Consider the following 15,269-nt stretch of genomic DNA (forward strand, 5'->3'; position numbering starts at 1 on the left):
GACGTCTCAACCCAAAAGAGGTCCAGGACCGGCACCCTTCGCACGACTGACAGCGTGCCTCGAGAAACTCTGCACCCTGTACGCGCGCGATGTGCATCACCTTGCCTGTAGGTCTCATCCGCCGCATCAGGGCGTTGAAACGAATTCCGGCATGATCTCGGATTGATAGCGGACAGAACCTGCCTTCACATTCAGGATCGTCACTGTTTTCCGCGGCACCGAACCCTCCGTGTAGGATAGGGTTCCCGTTACCCCCTTGAACGCGGAAATGCCGGAGAGTGTCTGCGCGACATCGTTTGCTGTGATAGCGTTCCTCGAAGCGAGGACGGCAAGCCTGACCGTGTCATACCCCAGGCCCGCAAACGCTGTCGGCGTGTCTCCTGGATACATCTTCTCGAACCGGCGTCCGAATGCGCGTGCCTGCGGATCGGGGCTGTCGACGCCGAAATATCCATGCGTGGTGAAGTACACGCCAGATATATCGACGTTTTTTCCCCATGTGGACCTGGCATCAAACCCGTCCGCGCCTATGATGGGGCCCTCAAAACCGGCCGCCCGAAGCGCCCGGATCGTGCCAATCGCGCTGTCAGCGGTCTGCAGGCCCAGATAGATCGCATCAACTCCCTGAAATGACTCACGCAACACATCCGGCGATTGCGGATCCACCTTGATCGCAGAAACGTCTTTGCCGCTGATATCTTTCCAGCTCTTGCGGAAATACCCGGTCAGAAGCCGGGTAAATTCAAATGTATCATCATAGAGCACAAGAATGTCTCTGGCGGCCAGGTCCCGATACATCCACTCAGCGGCGGCGGCGGCCTGAACATTATCTCCATAGCAGGCCAGGAAGACGTGCCCGGGAAACTCGGAGGGAAGCCTGGGTGACGTCGCTCCGCTGGTGATGAAGACCCGATCGAATGCCGTGACAGCCCCTGCTGCCGCCTTTGCCATATCGGTATCCGACAGGCCGATCACAGTCAGTATTTCCGGATTGCGGGCAAGAAGGGTGGCCGTGGCGTCATGCACCTCTCCGGCTTCGGTGACACCCCTGGCTTCGAACTGCTGCACCTTGCGGCCAGACACACCGCCTTCTGCGTTGATTTCAGCAAACGCCATTCTGGCCCCTCGCGCTGATTCAACGTCAAGGATGGCTTGCGTGCCTTCAAGGTTGTATATCGTTCCGATACTGATCGAGGTGTGCGATTGCTGGCATGCGGCAACCATCAAGACGCCGACAAGACCCGACACCATTGAAACTCCACGCATTCTGATACGGCTCATGGCCTGTTTCCCGATTCTGCCCGTCCGGTTTGTCATCGCAACCGTTCCAGCAAGTTTCCAGACCCCTGCGACGCTCGTGCAAGGATCCTCCCGCCAAATGCCACTGACACTTAAGAAGAATACCTCATTGGTCGAAGAATGGATCCTTTATCGACCGGAGAAAACCTTATGACCAGTTCGCGCAAGACCATGACGGCCCTGATGATGACCGCAGTCATGTTGGCGCTGCCCGCCGCAGCGGAGAAATGTGTAGACGCAAGCCTCGCCAACAAGGGGTCTTACATCCTGACCTTCAAGGCATACGGACACAATGAGAAATGCTCTGGAACGACCAGTTATCAAGTGCCCGGTGGCAACGAAGCCTCAATGGATGTCGTCAGTGGACATACGGTCGAAATCACTGGCGCGGCCTGCATGCCCGATATCGCGAAATGCCACTATACATTTGTATGCGACGAGGAGAATAGCTGCGAAAACCTCGTGTGTGACGGATTCTTTCCCGAAAATCTCAAATGCCATCGCAAGTGACATTCCAGGGATCTGGGACCAGGTCCGATACGGTGACGCAGGACTCCCCCGCAAGGGAGTCCTGATTCACTAATCCAATGTTCCCACTTCTCCGGCCGGGTCATTGCACGTCTTGTTGTAATCGGTGATCTCATAGGTGATTTCTGTCCCCATCTCGTGAATGTCATCGCGATAATGGTGTTCGGCAGACAGGATACGAATGAAATGATCCTCCTTGACCGAGACGGCTGACTTGGTGCGTTCGACTTCGTTTCTGCGCGCTGTGATCTGGCAGTGTTTCTCGCAGCTCTCCAGCAAGGCGCAGCCTGTATGACAAATCGTGTGTTCGCGCGGTCCGGTGTCAGTCTTCCCCTCAAGGGTAAAGCTTCGGGCAAAGAACGTGTAGTCGTGATCTTCACCATTGTATGTCCGGATGTGAATGGCGTTGGGTGTGCAGTTTCGTACACTGAAATGAACGTCCGCATGGGCTGCGTTGCCTGATCCGAAGCCGAACCCGAGTACGAGTCCGGCGATCCCTGCGATAGAAAGAAACTTCTGTATATTGACCATGTTGCCGTATCCCTGATTGGTGATTGCACATCTGCGCATTCGCCATAGTAACCGCGTTTCTTAAGGCACTGTTGTCTAATGGAGCGGATCGGGGGTTTTGAGACGCAGGTGACACAGGGCGCCTGGATCGCGCATGGACTCAAGCATTCAGGCACGAGCGAAGACTGGTGCGGATGAGAGGACTCGAACCTCCACGCCTTGCGGCGCTGGAACCTAAATCCAGTGCGTCTACCAGTTCCGCCACATCCGCATCGGCGCGTTCCTACGCGAGCTCTGCCTGCGCTTCAACACAAAAGGTGAGAAACTAGCGGTGCTCCCCGTGCAGGGCGCTCAATATGCCGGGAAGTTCCGCTTCCAGATCCTCGGCAATCAGGCCAGCACCGATGCGCCGCCCCGCCTCGCCGTGCAGCCAGGCGGCCATGCTCGCCGCCGCGAAGGTTTCGACGCCTTGCGCCATCAGTCCACCGGCGATACCGGCCAGCACATCGCCGGAGCCGGCCGTCGCCAGCCAGCGGGTCGCATGCGTGTTCACGATCGCCGTGCCGTCCGGTGAGGCAATAACCGTATCCGGTCCCTTCAGCAAAACCACGCACCCGGCCAGCTTCGCCGCCGCCCGCGCGGCCTCCACCTTGTTGGCTTCTGTCTCCAGCAGGTCACCGAAGAGCCGCTTGAATTCACCGATATGCGGCGTGATCAGGTCACCTGGACGCAATTGCCGGTAGAGGCTCTCTGGGTCTTGTGCAAACACGGTCAGCGCGTCGGCGTCCAGCACGGCCTTTGCGGGCGACGCCAGAAGCGCCTCGACATGCAGCCGCGTCGCCTCATTGACCCCGGCTGCAGGTCCCAGAATCGACACGCTGGCCGTTTCCAGGGCGGAACGGAATTCCTCGGCCGAACTCACCTGTTTCAGCATGATTGCCGTCAGATGGCTGGCATTCACGGCGATTGCATCGGGCGGGGACAGCAGGGTCACAAGGCCCGCGCCGGCGCGCAGCCCAGCTCGTGCTGCAAGGCGCGCGGCGCCCGTGGTGGACACGCCGCCGCTCATCACGGCCAGATGGCCGCGCGCATGCTTGTGCGTCCCCTGCCCCGGCTGCGGCAGTCCGCGCCCCCAGAGCAGCGGAGAATTCTCCAGCAATTGCGTGTTAACCGGCACGCCGATGTCGGCCACAAACACGCCCCCGCAATAGGCCGCCGCCGGCATCAGCATGTGGGCGGGCCTCAACGCCGCAAAGGTAATCGTGCCTTCTGCCCGGAAACAGGGGCCGAGCGGACGCGCCGTCAGCCCGTCAATGCCTGAAGGAACATCAATCGAGACGACCCGGCCGCCGCGTTCGGCCAGCTGTGCACACACACCCTCCAGGGGGCGTGACAAGCCCCCGCCGAACAGGGCGTCCAGAACGATGTCATGCGGCGCCTCGAGCGCCTCCTGAAGCGGGCGGACGTCGCCATCCCATGCCGCTGCGGCCCTGGCTGCGTCGCCGGTCAGTTCGGCCCGGTCGATCAGGCAGAACACATCCACCTTGCGCCACAGCTCCGCCAGCTTGGCTGCGGCGATGAAGCCGTCCCCGCCATTGCCGCCCGGACCGCACAGGATCTGGATCCGGCCTTCAGGCCATTTTGCGTGAACGAACTCGGCAACGGCATTGCCGGCGCGCTGCATCAGTTCGAAACTGTCGGTGCCGCCCTTGAAAAGTGCGTCTTCGGCGGCGCGCATTTCCTGCGGAGTGAGAATTGGTCTGCCCATGAGTCAGGCTCATAGCACGCGGGTTTCGGATTCGCCTCCCAATTGCTGAACTTTCAGCTTTCCGTTTTCCCGCGTCAGAGAGGTGACAGAGCAATAGCCCGGCCGGAACACGCCGGTACGGGCGGCCCCCTGCAGGGCGCTGACAATCGCATTGATGGCCACGAAATGGGAGAAGACGACGGTCTGGTCCGGCAGCTTCTCGAGTTCCGCAAGCATCGTATCCCGCCAGGCAATATGAGACTGCGCCTCGACGTCCCATGTGCCGGCCATGAATGTGCGCAGCCATGCGACCCGGTCGGCCACACCGTCCGGCGTCGATATCTCGGACACGGCCTCCAGCACCCGCCCTTCCACGCCCATCAGCGTTTCCAGCGGCCGGGCGGTTTCACGGCACCTCTGCATCGGGCTGGTCACGATTTGCTTCACGCCGAGGTCCTGCAGGTGACGTGCAACCGCTTCGGCCTGGCCTCGCCCGGTCTCGCTCAGGCCGGGATTCGGGTGGTCTCCCCAACTTGCGGCCGCCTCGCCGTGACGCACTAGATACAACATGAAACCTCCTGAAACCGCCTGACACCATCTGAAACGGGCATGTTTTGACCAGACATGGCCTGAACCGCTGCCGGTACGCCGCGCGCAGGACGTTGCGGTCACACCTGCGCCCCCTGCTTTGCGCGAATCGTCCACAAACTCAATCATGCCAACAGATTTGCAGACGGTCCCTCCCGGTCGTAACCAACCGGCCCACGCCGCGCTGCCTCTGCGAAAACAGCCCCTGCCACCCCGTCCGAAGCCCTCGCCGCGCAATTTCTAGGCACCATAGTCCAATTTTCGATCAGCGCCCGTTAACCTGATGCCAAGTCTCGCAAGGGGTCTCGCTTCCGGCGCAGAAGGCGAATACCGCTTGTCTACACGAACCAAACGGCTGGGAGACACGGGCCATGAAAAAAATCGAGGCAATCATCAAACCTTTCAAACTGGATGATGTGAAAGAGGCACTGCAGGAGATCGGCCTTCAGGGCATGACGGTTGTGGAAGCAAAAGGCTTCGGCCGCCAGCGCGGTCACACCGAACTCTATCGCGGCGCCGAATATGTGGTCGATTTCCTGCCCAAGCTGAAAATCGAAATCGTGCTCGCAGACTCTGCCGTTGAAGGCGCAGTCGATGCGATCAAGAAGGCGGCCCACACCGACAAGATCGGTGACGGCAAGATCTTCATTTCCGACATCACCGATGCGGTCAGAATCCGCACCGGGGAAACGGGTGACGCGGCTCTGTAAAAAGTCCGCGCCATTCTCTACGAATACCAACACAGAATAAGCTGTTTACTGGAGGGCAATTCCAATGGCCGATGACCTTTTGAAACTCATGAAGGACGAGGACGTTCAATACGTCGACCTTCGCTTTACCGATCCGCGCGGAAAGATGCAGCACGTCTCTTTCCACAAGGACATGATCGACGACGACTTCTTCACCGAAGGTCAGATGTTTGACGGTTCTTCCGTTGCCGGCTGGAAGGCCATCAACGAGTCCGACATGGTGCTGATGCCTGACACCAGCACGGCCATCATCGACCCGTTCTTCCAGCAGACCACGCTGGCAGTGATGTGTGACATCCTGGATCCCATCTCGGGCCAGGCCTACAACCGCGACCCGCGCACCACGGCCAAGAAGGCCGAGGCCTATGTGAAGTCCAGCGGCGTGGGTGACACCGTGTTCTTCGGCCCGGAAGCCGAATTCTTCGTGTTTGACGATGTCCGCTGGTCCACCGAACCTCACAAGACGGGCTACAGCTTTGATTCCACGGAACTTCCGGTCAATACCAGCAAGGAATACCCGATGGGCAATATGGGCCACCGCCCCGGCCCGAAGGGCGGTTACTTCCCGGTGCCGCCGGTTGATTCCGAGCAGGACATGCGGTCCGAAATGCTGTCCGTCATGGGCGATATCGGCCTGAACCCGGAAAAGCATCACCACGAGGTGGCACCGGCCCAGCATGAGCTCGGCATGAAATTCGCCACGCTCACCACGATGGCTGACCGCCTGCAGCTGTACAAATATGTCATCCACAATGTGGCGGCATCCTACGGCAAGACAGCCACGTTCATGCCGAAGCCGATGTTTGCCGACAACGGGTCCGGCATGCACGTCCACCAGTCCATCTGGGCCGGCGGCAAGCCGCTCTTCGCAGGCGACCAGTATGCCGGTCTCTCTGAACAGTGCCTCTACTATATCGGTGGCATCATCAAGCACGCCCGCGCGCTGAATGCCCTGACGAACCCGTCGACGAACAGCTACAAGCGCCTCGTCCCGGGATATGAAGCTCCGGTCATGCTGGCCTACTCGGCCCGCAACCGCTCGGCATCTATCCGCATTCCGTTCGGCTCCAACCCGAAGGCCAAGCGTATCGAAACGCGCTTCCCGGACCCGACCGCGAACCCCTATCTCGCCTTCGCAGCCCTGCTCATGGCTGGCCTCGACGGCATCGAAAACAAGATCCATCCCGGCGACGCGATGGACAAGGACCTCTACGATCTGCCGCCTGAAGAGGCGAAATCGATCCCGCAAGTGTGCGGTTCACTGCGAGAAGCGCTTGCAGCGCTCGACGCAGACCGTACATTCCTCACCAAGGGCGGCGTGTTCGATGACGACCAGATCGATGCCTATATCGAGCTGAAGATGGAAGAGAACATGCGCTATGAACTCCACCCGCATCCGGTGGAATTCGACATGTACTACAAGGTCTAGGGGCCTGTTCTCTCTCCTCTAACCCTTGTAGAGGCCGGTATCGAAAGGTACCGGCCTCTTCTTTGTCCAGTATTCATCGATCCTTCGCCCAGATTGCGGCCTACAGGCTGTCTCCATGAAAGTATTCATTTTCTGGGCCTCGTGGCTGTATTTTCCCGCCGCCTTATGGCTGCTGTCCGACATCATCAGGAAGACCGGCCTGCGCCGCTGGACGGCCTGCGCGATGCTGTGCGCCCTCAGCACACTGGCCTATGCCCGATTTGTCGAGCCGCGCATTCTGGTCACGCACAGGGAAGACATCCAACTGACCGGGGCGACTGAGCAATCCGCAACGATCCGCATTGCCCTGTTCGGAGATCCCCATATCGGCATTTTCCGGAATGCGATGTCCCTGTCCCGGATCGTCGAGCGGATAAATTCCGAAGATGTGGACGCGGTCTTCCTGGCCGGCGACCTCACCTATTATCCGACATCAGGCCAGATCGACCGGGAACTGGCGGTCCTCGCCGAACTGGATGCCCCGCTCTTCGTCGTACTGGGCAATCACGATGTCGGCCGTCCCGGGCCGGACCTCTCCTCGCCCGTCATGGCGGCGCTTGACCGCGTGCGCGCGATCACGCCCCACAATCGCGCCTTTGAGGTGACGATCGGCGGCCAGGACGTCATCGTGGCCGGCGCCTCCGATCTGTGGCAACGCCGTCAGGACTTCACGTTTCGGGCCGACTTGCCCGAAAACACGCCGATCATCCTGCTGACCCACAATCCGGATACCGCGCTGAATGTCCCGGACGACTTTGCCTATGACCTCATGCTGGCGGGCCATACACATGGCGGCCAGATACGCCTGCCCTGGCTCTACAGGAAGGCCATCCCGACCGACTGGCCCTTCGACAAGGAACTGCATGTATTTCCGACCCCGGCCGGAGACCGCCTGGTCTATGTGACCAGCGGCACCGGCATGGTCGGACTGCCCATGCGGTTTCTCATGCCGCCCCGCATCGATATCCTGACCGTTCATTTGCCGGAATAGGAAAAGCCCCGGCACATGGGGCCGGGGCTTGTCGCATTCATTCCGATGTCAAAGGTCAGCCCGCTTCAGGCTGGCTCTTCTTGGCGTGAACATAGAGCGGCTCGGCATTGCCTTCGACCACTTCGCCATTGATGACGACTTCTTCCACACCGCGCAGATTCGGCAGCTCGAACATCGTGTCCAGCAGGATGCCTTCCATGATCGAGCGCAAGCCACGGGCTCCGGTCTTCCGGGCAATGGCCCGGCGGGCAACAGCCGTCAGGGCTTCCGGCGTGAAGCTCAGCTCGACATTCTCCATGTCGAACAGCTTCTGATACTGCTTCAGCAGCGCATTCTTCGGCTCTGTCAGGATCTTGATCAGCGCCGTCTCGTCCAGATCCTCAAGCGTCGCGATCACCGGAAGACGCCCGATGAATTCCGGGATCAGGCCGAAGCGCTGCAGGTCTTCCGGTTCGGTATTGCGCAGGATTTCGCCCACGCCGCGCTCCTCGGCAGCCTTGATGGCGGCGCCGAAGCCGATCGAGGCACCTTCGCCGCGAGACGAGATGATCTTGTCCAGGCCAGCAAACGCACCGCCGCAGATGAACAGGATGTTCGTCGTGTCGACCTGCAGGAATTCCTGCTGGGGATGCTTGCGTCCACCCTGTGGCGGCACAGCGGCAACCGTGCCTTCCATGATCTTCAGCAGTGCCTGCTGAACGCCCTCGCCGGACACGTCGCGCGTAATCGACGGGTTGTCGGACTTGCGGGAAATCTTGTCGATTTCATCAATATACACGATGCCGCGCTGGGCGCGTTCCACATTGTAATCCGCCGCCTGCAGCAGTTTCAGGACAATGTTCTCGACATCCTCACCGACATAGCCGGCTTCGGTCAGCGTCGTGGCATCTGCCATCGTAAACGGCACATCCAGGATGCGCGCCAGCGTCTGGGCCAGCAGGGTCTTGCCGCAGCCCGTCGGGCCGACCAGCAGGATGTTCGACTTCGACAGTTCCACCCCATCCGTCTTGCCGGCATGGGACAGGCGCTTGTAGTGATTGTGTACGGCCACCGACAGGATGCGTTTCGCATGCGTCTGGCCGATGACATAATCATCCAGCACATCGCAGATTTCCTGCGGCGTTGGAACGCCTTCGCGCGAGCGGACCATGGAGGTCTTGTTCTCTTCGCGAATGATGTCCATGCAAAGTTCAACGCATTCATCACAGATGAACACGGTCGGGCCGGCAATCAGCTTCTTTACTTCATGCTGGCTTTTTCCACAGAACGAACAATACAGAGTGTTCTTGGAATCGCCTGAGCCATTTTGTTTCGTCATGCCGTCCTCAATGCCCGGTAAGGCTTAATTTCGTCTTTAAGACGCCGTGCCCGGTTCGTTAATAAGACAATAGGGTTCTCAGCCTGCCCTGCAAGAGGCAGGCCGCATGGATGCGGGATCAGGTCCCTATTTGTCATCCTCGGCCGTCCGGCGTTCGAAAACCTTGTCCACAATGCCGAAATCCCGTGCTTCCTCAGCTGTCAGGAAAGTGTCGCGGTCCAGCTTCTTCTCGATCACGTCATAGTCCTGGCCGGTATGGCGGACATAGATGTTGTTGAGTCGCCGCTTCAGCTCGATGATTTCTTCGGCATGACGTTCGATATCGGTTGCAACGCCCTGATACCCGCCAGACGGCTGGTGCAGCATCACGCGCGCATTCGGCAGCGCGATCCGCATGTCCTTTTCACCGGCGGCGAGCAGCAGCGATCCCATGGACGCAGCCTGGCCGATACAAACGGTCGAAATGGGGCAGCGAATGTATTGCATCGTGTCATAGATCGCGAGGCCCGAGGAAACATAGCCGCCGGGGCTGTTGATATACATCGCGATATCCTTTTTCGGATTTTCCGATTCGAGGAACAGGAGCTGCGATGTGATCAGGGCCGCCATGCCGTCATCGATGCCTCCGGTCACGAAGATGATGCGCTCCTTCAGCAGGCGGGAAAAGATGTCAAAGGCCCGCTCGCCGCGGCTCGTCTGCTCCACCACCATGGGAACAAGGTTGAGCGCTGTCTGGAAGGATGTCGTCATGAATCGGGCCTTGATGTTTTCACAAAGGAATCTTTACTGCACAGGAGTGGCAGAGAGACGTATATTTGTCCACGCATCCATCACTGCAAGAGGCATTCCGCTGTGGAAACAGCTAGCGGAACGGCCATTCCGGCGCGCCACTGGGCAAAGGAGCCGATGGCGCCTGCATGAAGGCCAGATAGTCGGCATGAACCGTCTCCGCCTGCAGGTCCCGCAAAAGCATGTGATAGCCCGACTCGTAATACACGGTCCGGACGTGAGCCGGCAGAGCCCTGGCGGTGCGTTTTACTCCGTCTTCCGGGATCACATAATCATTTGCGCCATAGGACATCAGGACGGGCACATCTTCCGGCAGCGCGCCTGCATAATCGTGCGCGGTCTCCATCAGCGACACGACCCCATAGACTTGGTCAATGCGATTGTCGCGCAGCATCAGCGGGTTTGACCAGGTGACGCGAAGCATCTCGATATTGTCGCTCGGCTCGATCCTGACAAAACGCGCCGGTGGCCGCACAATCCATCCGGGATTGGTATGGGCCGACATCCACAGGCTTGCCTTGTAGAGTGGGTTCATGGCGCCCCAACCGCGCAGGCCCGGTCCGGATGCGATCAGGCGGTCTGCCGCCGGCGGCCGGTCTGACCCGAAAGCGGATATGGCAACCGCGGCGCCCATCGAGATTCCGACCACCGTGATCGTGGCGTCCGGATGCCGGCGGCGCGCCACGGCGACGGCCGTGCGAAGGTCTTCCCGCATCAGGTCCTCGTCAGGCCAGTAGCCGCGCCCCGGAGACCGGCCGAACCCGCGCTGGTCATAGGCATAAGTGGTCACGCCACGCGCCGCCCAATAAGGCGCGGCCATGTGGAAGGCATTGGCAAAATCATTCATGCCGTGAACGCCAACCACGACATGGGCCGGCTCGCCCTCCTGCTCGGACGGCCACACGGTCAGCCCGAGCTGTGCGCCATCCTGTGACACGAACACATTCCGCTCCGGCAGGAAGTGCGGCGCTTGCGGCGTACGGGTCTCCAATGCGCCGACCGTAACGGGGCTGACGCACCCTGACAGCAGGAACAGCGCATAAATCAGCGCGGCGAAGCCAAGGCCGTATCCACCGCGTTTCGCAAGGCGGGCAGCACGTCCGTCTCGAACCAGGAATTGCGTTTCAGCCATGCAGTGTTTCTCCAACTGGGATGCGGCAATGTGAATATTCGCTCACTTACATACTCTTTCCAGCATTGCACCGTTTACGTTAAGGTCGATTTTCTGCGCGCCCCCAGATGCCATGCCTGGGCATATGCCCCGATCAGGATCGTTAGCCGGATGTGCGGGAGGCGGTCGAGCAGCGTCTGCCGCCACAGGGTCGCGCACCGGCGCATGGGCGGTCGATCGCCCCCATTCCTGTCATAGCCTGGAAAACAGAACCCCATTGGCACAATCGCCACCTTGTCGCGATCATAGAAAACCGTCTCGTCCATGCCGAGCCAGGACCGCAACCTGCGCCCCGACGGATCGTTGAACGCCGTTCCGGTCGTGTCGGCGAGATTGCCGGGTGCCTGGCTTGCAATGAGGATTCGGGCGCGCTCCGATGCCTGCAGGATCGGGTTCGGGCGGCGGGCCATCTCGCCGGCGCACGCGGTGCAGGCCCGGATCTCTTCAAGACAGACTTTCAAGTCGCTGGACATGGCGCCTCAATTAGGGGGTAATTCGGGCTAAATTGAAGGAGGCCAGACTGTCATGTCCATTACAAGGATCATAGAACCCAGAACACGTGACCTGGGTCATGGTTTCGTCGTGCGACGGGTCCTGCCCTTCCATGCCCATCGAGCAGTGGGTCCGTTTGTCTTCTTCGACCATTTCGGCCCGGTCGACTATGCGCCGGGAAGCAGTTTCGACGTCCGGCCGCATCCCCATATCGGCCTGTCGACTGTCACCTATCTGTTTGACGGGGCAATCCGGCACAGGGATTCGCTCGGCACCGACTTGGTGATTGAGCCCGGCGCGGTGAACTGGATGACGGCAGGCCGCGGCATTGTCCATTCGGAGCGCACGCCGGAGCCGCAACGGGCCAACGGCCAGACGCTGCACGGCCTGCAGACCTGGGTGGCGCTGCCGCGAGACGACGAGGATTGCGCGCCCGCCTTCGACCATCATCCAGCGGACTCATTGCCTGCGTTTGAATTGGATGGCGTGCGCATGAAACTGCTTGCAGGCACAGCATGGGGCCATGTATCGCCGGTGAGCTTCCCGACGCCCATCCTGTACGTCGCCCTCGAAGCGGATCGCGCAGCCCGCCTTACCGTGCCGGCGGGCCTCGCCACGGAGCGGGCTGTCTACGCCGTGACGGGCACGCTGGAGATCGACGGCCGGGCCGTGGACGAGACACAGATGGCCGTTCTGGCCTCCGGCAAGGACGTCTCGCTGGCGCTTCCGGCGGGTGCCAAAGCGGTGATCTGCGGTGGAGCGCCGCTCGACTCCCCCCGCAAGATGGACTGGAACTTTGTTTCAAGCGACCCGGACAAGATTGCTGCCGCCCGGGCGGACTGGACTCGCGCCGTCGAGTCCGGCGGCACGAAACAATTCCCGCTCGTACCAGGCGATGAGACGGACTGGATACCCCTTCCCGACTGAGATCAGGTCCCGGCTCGCCGGGTGCGCCGCTTCCTTGCTGAATGTTAAGCCTCGTGCCAGACCTGCAGCATAACAGTCTTTGACGGGAAACAGATTCATGAACCGACTTCTCATTTCGGCGTCCGTCCTCGCGCTCGCGGCCTGTGGCGCGGACGCCCCGAAAACCGACACGCCTGCACAGGCCGAGCCCGAAGCCGCAACCGAACTCCTGCTGCCGCTACCGGACCAGACCACGGCCGCCATCACGGCAGATGACCTCGCTGTCCGGATCAAGACGCTGGCGGATGACACATTCGAAGGGCGCGGGCCTGGCACCGAAGCCGGAGAGGCATCGGCAGACTGGATCGCGGCGGAGATGGCGCGCATCGGCCTCCAGCCCGCAGGGGAAGATGGCAGCTATTTCCAGACGGTGAAAATGGTGAACCAGACCGTCGATACCGACGCCTCCTACTTCACGTTCACGACGCCTGACGGCACCGACATGGACATGACGCCGAAGGAAGACGTCGTATTCTGGACGAAACGCCAGAACACGAACGAACTCGCCTTCGATCCGACAGACGTCGTCTTTGTCGGTTATGGTTCCGTCGCTCCGGAATATGACTGGGACGATTATGACGGTCAGGACTATGAGGGAAAGACGGTCGTCATGCTGGTCAACGATCCCGGCTTTGCCACGGGCGACCCGGACCTCTTCAAGGGTAAGTCCATGACCTATTATGGCCGCTGGACCTACAAGTTCGAAGAAGCCGCTCGCCAGGGTGCCACGGCCGCCATCGTGATTCACGAAACCGAACCGGCCTCCTATGCCTGGGATGTCGTGTCCAATTCCTGGAGCGGTGCCCAGTCGGATCTCGTGCGTGCGGATGGCGGCGCCGAGAGAACCATGCTGGAAGGCTGGATCACGCGGGAAACGGCTGACGCGCTGTTCGCCAGCGCGGGCCTTGATCTCGAAGCGCTCAAGCAACAGGCCAAGGCGCCAGGCTTCAAGCCGGTTCCGCTGGAAGGCGTAACGGCAAGCGGCAAGGTGAAACAGACGATTGACCAGCTGGAAAGCCGCAATGTCGTTGGGGTCCTGCCGGGCGCGACCGAGCCGGACGAGTATGTTCTGTATACAGCGCACTGGGACCATCTCGGCAAGAAATCCGAAGAAAAGACCGGTGCCCCGGGCGAGGATTTCTACCAGGACCAGATATTCAACGGCGCCGTCGACAATGCCACGGGATCCGCTGCGCTTCTCGAAATCGCTGAGGCCATGGCGGCTGACGAACTGGACCGGTCTGCCCTCTTCCTGTCGGTCACGCTGGAAGAGTCGGGACTGCTCGGCTCTGCATATTACGCAGAAAACCCACTCGTCCCGCACAACAAGGTCGTTGCCGGCATCAATATGGACGGCGCGCTGCCCATCGGCCGCACACGCGACATGGTTGTGGTCGGCTATGGCGCATCCGAACTGGAAGACATCCTCCAGGACGTGCTCGACACCCAGGGCCGTGTGATCAAGCCGGATGCCAAGCCCGAGGCTGGCTATTTCTACCGGTCGGACCATATCTCCCTCGCCAAGAAGGGCGTGCCGATGCTGTATGCTGATGGCGGCGAGGACAAGCTGGACGGCGGCATCGCCGCAGGTAAGGCAGCGGCCGCTGTCTATACCGCTGAGCGCTACCACAAGCCGATGGATGAATATTCTGACGATTGGGACCTCTCCGGCTTCGCCGAAGACATTCAGGCGCTCTATCAGGTCGGCCTGCGCGTTGCCCAGTCCGATGACTGGCCGACCTGGTACCCCGGAAATGAGTTCGAATCCGTCCGCAAGGACAGTCTCGAACAGGAATAAGCCAACGGTCCCCGCCCCACCGGCGGGGACTTTTTCCGGAGCCCGCTTTTCCGATGCTCTCCTACCAACACGGATATCACGCAGGAAACCGTGCCGACGTCCTGAAGCACGCGATCCTGCATGAGATTTTCAGTCGCCTCGCCGAGGACGACCGGAGAATCCTGTATGTGGAAACACATTCCGGGCGCGGCAGATATGATCTTCAGGGGGCGCAGGCAAGAAAAGGAAACGAAGCCGGTCCCGGCGTCCTGTCCATGCTGAATGGCGCCGCCCCCAAGCCCCTGCGCGCCTGGGTCGATTTCATCGAAACAACCGGCGTGAACGCCTATCCGGGATCACCGGCTCATGCACAAACCCTTTTGCCGAAGCCGACACGCTACGTCCTGTTTGAAAGACACCCGCAGGAATACGAAGCCCTGGTCAAGGCGATCGGGACCGATGACCGGATCCAGATTCGCAAGGCGGACGGATATGCAGGCGCCCTGAAACTGGCACCACGCAGCGGCGAAACCCTTGTCGGCCTCGTTGACCCCAGCTACGAAACGAGCCGTGATATCGATGCCCTTGCCCTGTGGACGCCGAAGGCCCTGAAGCGCTGGCCAAAAGCCGTTCTCATACTTTGGCTGCCGCTCTTCCGGGATGGCCGGGAAAGCGAATTCGGCGAGTATCTGACAACGCTTGGAAACTGCAAGGTATACGGATCACGCTGGCCTGTGGACGCATTGAAGGAAACCGCGCTGGAAGGATCCGCCATGGTCGTCTTCAATGGTCCGCCTGCCGCAGACAAGGCTTGCGCCGCCATCGCCTCCTCCCTTCAATCCTGGTGGAGCGACAAACCGCTCGGAGACTAGCTGC

The 15,269-nt window shown here is 60.4% G+C and carries 15 protein-coding genes and 1 tRNA gene; 7 read left to right on the plus strand and 9 right to left on the minus strand.

All coding sequences use genetic code 11. The features are described from left to right. Positions 1-126: 126 nt before the first annotated feature. Positions 127-1,317, minus strand: a complete 1,191-nt coding sequence (locus HF955_RS15775) for an ABC transporter substrate-binding protein (protein WP_367279743.1) — start codon at positions 1,315-1,317, stop codon at positions 127-129. Between the two features lie 132 nt (positions 1,318-1,449). Between HF955_RS15775 and HF955_RS15780 the strand changes: the two genes are divergently transcribed. Further along, positions 1,450-1,809, plus strand: a complete 360-nt coding sequence (locus HF955_RS15780; protein ID WP_291076487.1) for a hypothetical protein — start codon at positions 1,450-1,452, stop codon at positions 1,807-1,809. Between the two features lie 69 nt (positions 1,810-1,878). Here the strand turns inward: HF955_RS15780 and HF955_RS15785 are convergent, their stop codons facing one another. The 4 genes from HF955_RS15785 to HF955_RS15800 all read right to left on the minus strand — a co-directional run bounded on the left by HF955_RS15785 (position 1,879) and on the right by HF955_RS15800 (position 4,654). Beyond that, entirely contained in the window at positions 1,879-2,358 is a 480-nt protein-coding gene (locus tag HF955_RS15785) for a hypothetical protein (RefSeq protein WP_291076489.1), read from the minus strand. 165 nt (positions 2,359-2,523) lie between these two features. Then, positions 2,524-2,608: transfer RNA gene (locus tag HF955_RS15790), tRNA-Leu, on the minus strand. Between the two features lie 54 nt (positions 2,609-2,662). Then, positions 2,663-4,105, minus strand: a complete 1,443-nt coding sequence (locus tag HF955_RS15795) for an NAD(P)H-hydrate dehydratase (protein ID WP_291076491.1) — start codon at positions 4,103-4,105, stop codon at positions 2,663-2,665. A gap of 9 nt (positions 4,106-4,114) precedes the next feature. Next, positions 4,115-4,654 (minus strand): histidine phosphatase family protein, encoded by a 540-nt coding sequence (locus HF955_RS15800; protein WP_291076493.1) that lies wholly within the window; start codon positions 4,652-4,654, stop codon positions 4,115-4,117. A gap of 389 nt (positions 4,655-5,043) precedes the next feature. On the opposite strand from HF955_RS15800, the gene HF955_RS15805 reads away from it, so the two are divergent. The 3 genes from HF955_RS15805 to HF955_RS15815 all read left to right on the plus strand — a co-directional run bounded on the left by HF955_RS15805 (position 5,044) and on the right by HF955_RS15815 (position 7,880). Next, the gene (locus HF955_RS15805; RefSeq protein ID WP_027837435.1) at positions 5,044-5,382 is read left to right on the plus strand and encodes a P-II family nitrogen regulator; all 339 of its coding nucleotides are present in this window, start codon (positions 5,044-5,046) and stop codon (positions 5,380-5,382) included. 58 nt (positions 5,383-5,440) lie between these two features. Then, positions 5,441-6,850 carry a type I glutamate--ammonia ligase gene (gene glnA, locus HF955_RS15810; RefSeq protein WP_367279803.1) on the plus strand — a complete coding sequence of 470 codons (1,410 nt, stop codon included), beginning with the start codon at positions 5,441-5,443 and terminating at the stop codon, positions 6,848-6,850. A gap of 115 nt (positions 6,851-6,965) precedes the next feature. Then, complete coding sequence (locus HF955_RS15815; protein ID WP_291076496.1) at positions 6,966-7,880, plus strand: metallophosphoesterase; 915 nt, start codon at positions 6,966-6,968, stop codon at positions 7,878-7,880. A 55-nt stretch (positions 7,881-7,935) separates the two neighbouring features. Here HF955_RS15815 and clpX read toward each other — a convergent pair whose 3' ends face one another. The 4 genes from clpX to HF955_RS15835 all read right to left on the minus strand — a co-directional run bounded on the left by clpX (position 7,936) and on the right by HF955_RS15835 (position 11,631). Beyond that, positions 7,936-9,198, minus strand: a complete 1,263-nt coding sequence (gene clpX, locus HF955_RS15820) for an ATP-dependent Clp protease ATP-binding subunit ClpX (protein ID WP_027837432.1) — start codon at positions 9,196-9,198, stop codon at positions 7,936-7,938. Between the two features lie 126 nt (positions 9,199-9,324). Next, the gene (locus HF955_RS15825; RefSeq protein ID WP_027837431.1) at positions 9,325-9,948 is read right to left on the minus strand and encodes an ATP-dependent Clp protease proteolytic subunit; all 624 of its coding nucleotides are present in this window, start codon (positions 9,946-9,948) and stop codon (positions 9,325-9,327) included. 112 nt (positions 9,949-10,060) lie between these two features. Then, positions 10,061-11,119, minus strand: a complete 1,059-nt coding sequence (locus HF955_RS15830; protein WP_291076499.1) for an alpha/beta fold hydrolase — start codon at positions 11,117-11,119, stop codon at positions 10,061-10,063. A gap of 74 nt (positions 11,120-11,193) precedes the next feature. Then, on the minus strand, positions 11,194-11,631 hold the full coding sequence (locus HF955_RS15835; protein ID WP_291076501.1) for a uracil-DNA glycosylase family protein: 438 nt from the start codon (positions 11,629-11,631) through the stop codon (positions 11,194-11,196). Positions 11,632-11,683: 52 nt separating this feature from the next. Here HF955_RS15835 and HF955_RS15840 point away from each other — a divergent pair, with 52 nt between their 5' ends. The 3 genes from HF955_RS15840 to rlmJ all read left to right on the plus strand — a co-directional run bounded on the left by HF955_RS15840 (position 11,684) and on the right by rlmJ (position 15,265). Next, on the plus strand, positions 11,684-12,577 hold the full coding sequence (locus tag HF955_RS15840) for a pirin family protein (protein ID WP_291076503.1): 894 nt from the start codon (positions 11,684-11,686) through the stop codon (positions 12,575-12,577). Between the two features lie 97 nt (positions 12,578-12,674). Then, positions 12,675-14,414 carry a M28 family metallopeptidase gene (locus HF955_RS15845; RefSeq protein ID WP_291076505.1) on the plus strand — a complete coding sequence of 580 codons (1,740 nt, stop codon included), beginning with the start codon at positions 12,675-12,677 and terminating at the stop codon, positions 14,412-14,414. 53 nt (positions 14,415-14,467) lie between these two features. Then, positions 14,468-15,265 (plus strand): 23S rRNA (adenine(2030)-N(6))-methyltransferase RlmJ, encoded by a 798-nt coding sequence (gene rlmJ / locus HF955_RS15850; protein WP_291076506.1) that lies wholly within the window; start codon positions 14,468-14,470, stop codon positions 15,263-15,265. Positions 15,266-15,269: the final 4 nt, after the last annotated feature.

This window comes from Hyphomonas sp., assembly GCF_017792385.1.
Lineage (GTDB): Bacteria > Pseudomonadota > Alphaproteobacteria > Caulobacterales > Hyphomonadaceae > Hyphomonas.

Bases quoted from the DNA above. Each gene is read 5' to 3' on its own strand.
- HF955_RS15795 (WP_291076491.1), bottom strand. From the start codon at position 4,105: ATGGGCAGACCAATTCTCACTCCGCAGGAAATGCGCGCCGCCGAAGAC.
- HF955_RS15780 (WP_291076487.1), top strand. From the start codon at position 1,450: ATGACCAGTTCGCGCAAGACCATGACGGCCCTGATGATGACCGCAGTC.
- clpX (WP_027837432.1), bottom strand. From the start codon at position 9,198: ATGACGAAACAAAATGGCTCAGGCGATTCCAAGAACACTCTGTATTGT.
- HF955_RS15800 (WP_291076493.1), bottom strand. From the start codon at position 4,654: ATGTTGTATCTAGTGCGTCACGGCGAGGCGGCCGCAAGTTGGGGAGAC.
- rlmJ (WP_291076506.1), top strand. From the start codon at position 14,468: ATGCTCTCCTACCAACACGGATATCACGCAGGAAACCGTGCCGACGTC.
- HF955_RS15845 (WP_291076505.1), top strand. From the start codon at position 12,675: ATGAACCGACTTCTCATTTCGGCGTCCGTCCTCGCGCTCGCGGCCTGT.
- HF955_RS15835 (WP_291076501.1), bottom strand. From the start codon at position 11,631: ATGTCCAGCGACTTGAAAGTCTGTCTTGAAGAGATCCGGGCCTGCACC.
- HF955_RS15815 (WP_291076496.1), top strand. From the start codon at position 6,966: ATGAAAGTATTCATTTTCTGGGCCTCGTGGCTGTATTTTCCCGCCGCC.
- HF955_RS15775 (WP_367279743.1), bottom strand. From the start codon at position 1,317: ATGACAAACCGGACGGGCAGAATCGGGAAACAGGCCATGAGCCGTATC.
- HF955_RS15825 (WP_027837431.1), bottom strand. From the start codon at position 9,948: ATGACGACATCCTTCCAGACAGCGCTCAACCTTGTTCCCATGGTGGTG.
- HF955_RS15840 (WP_291076503.1), top strand. From the start codon at position 11,684: ATGTCCATTACAAGGATCATAGAACCCAGAACACGTGACCTGGGTCAT.
- HF955_RS15805 (WP_027837435.1), top strand. From the start codon at position 5,044: ATGAAAAAAATCGAGGCAATCATCAAACCTTTCAAACTGGATGATGTG.
- HF955_RS15785 (WP_291076489.1), bottom strand. From the start codon at position 2,358: ATGGTCAATATACAGAAGTTTCTTTCTATCGCAGGGATCGCCGGACTC.
- HF955_RS15830 (WP_291076499.1), bottom strand. From the start codon at position 11,119: ATGGCTGAAACGCAATTCCTGGTTCGAGACGGACGTGCTGCCCGCCTT.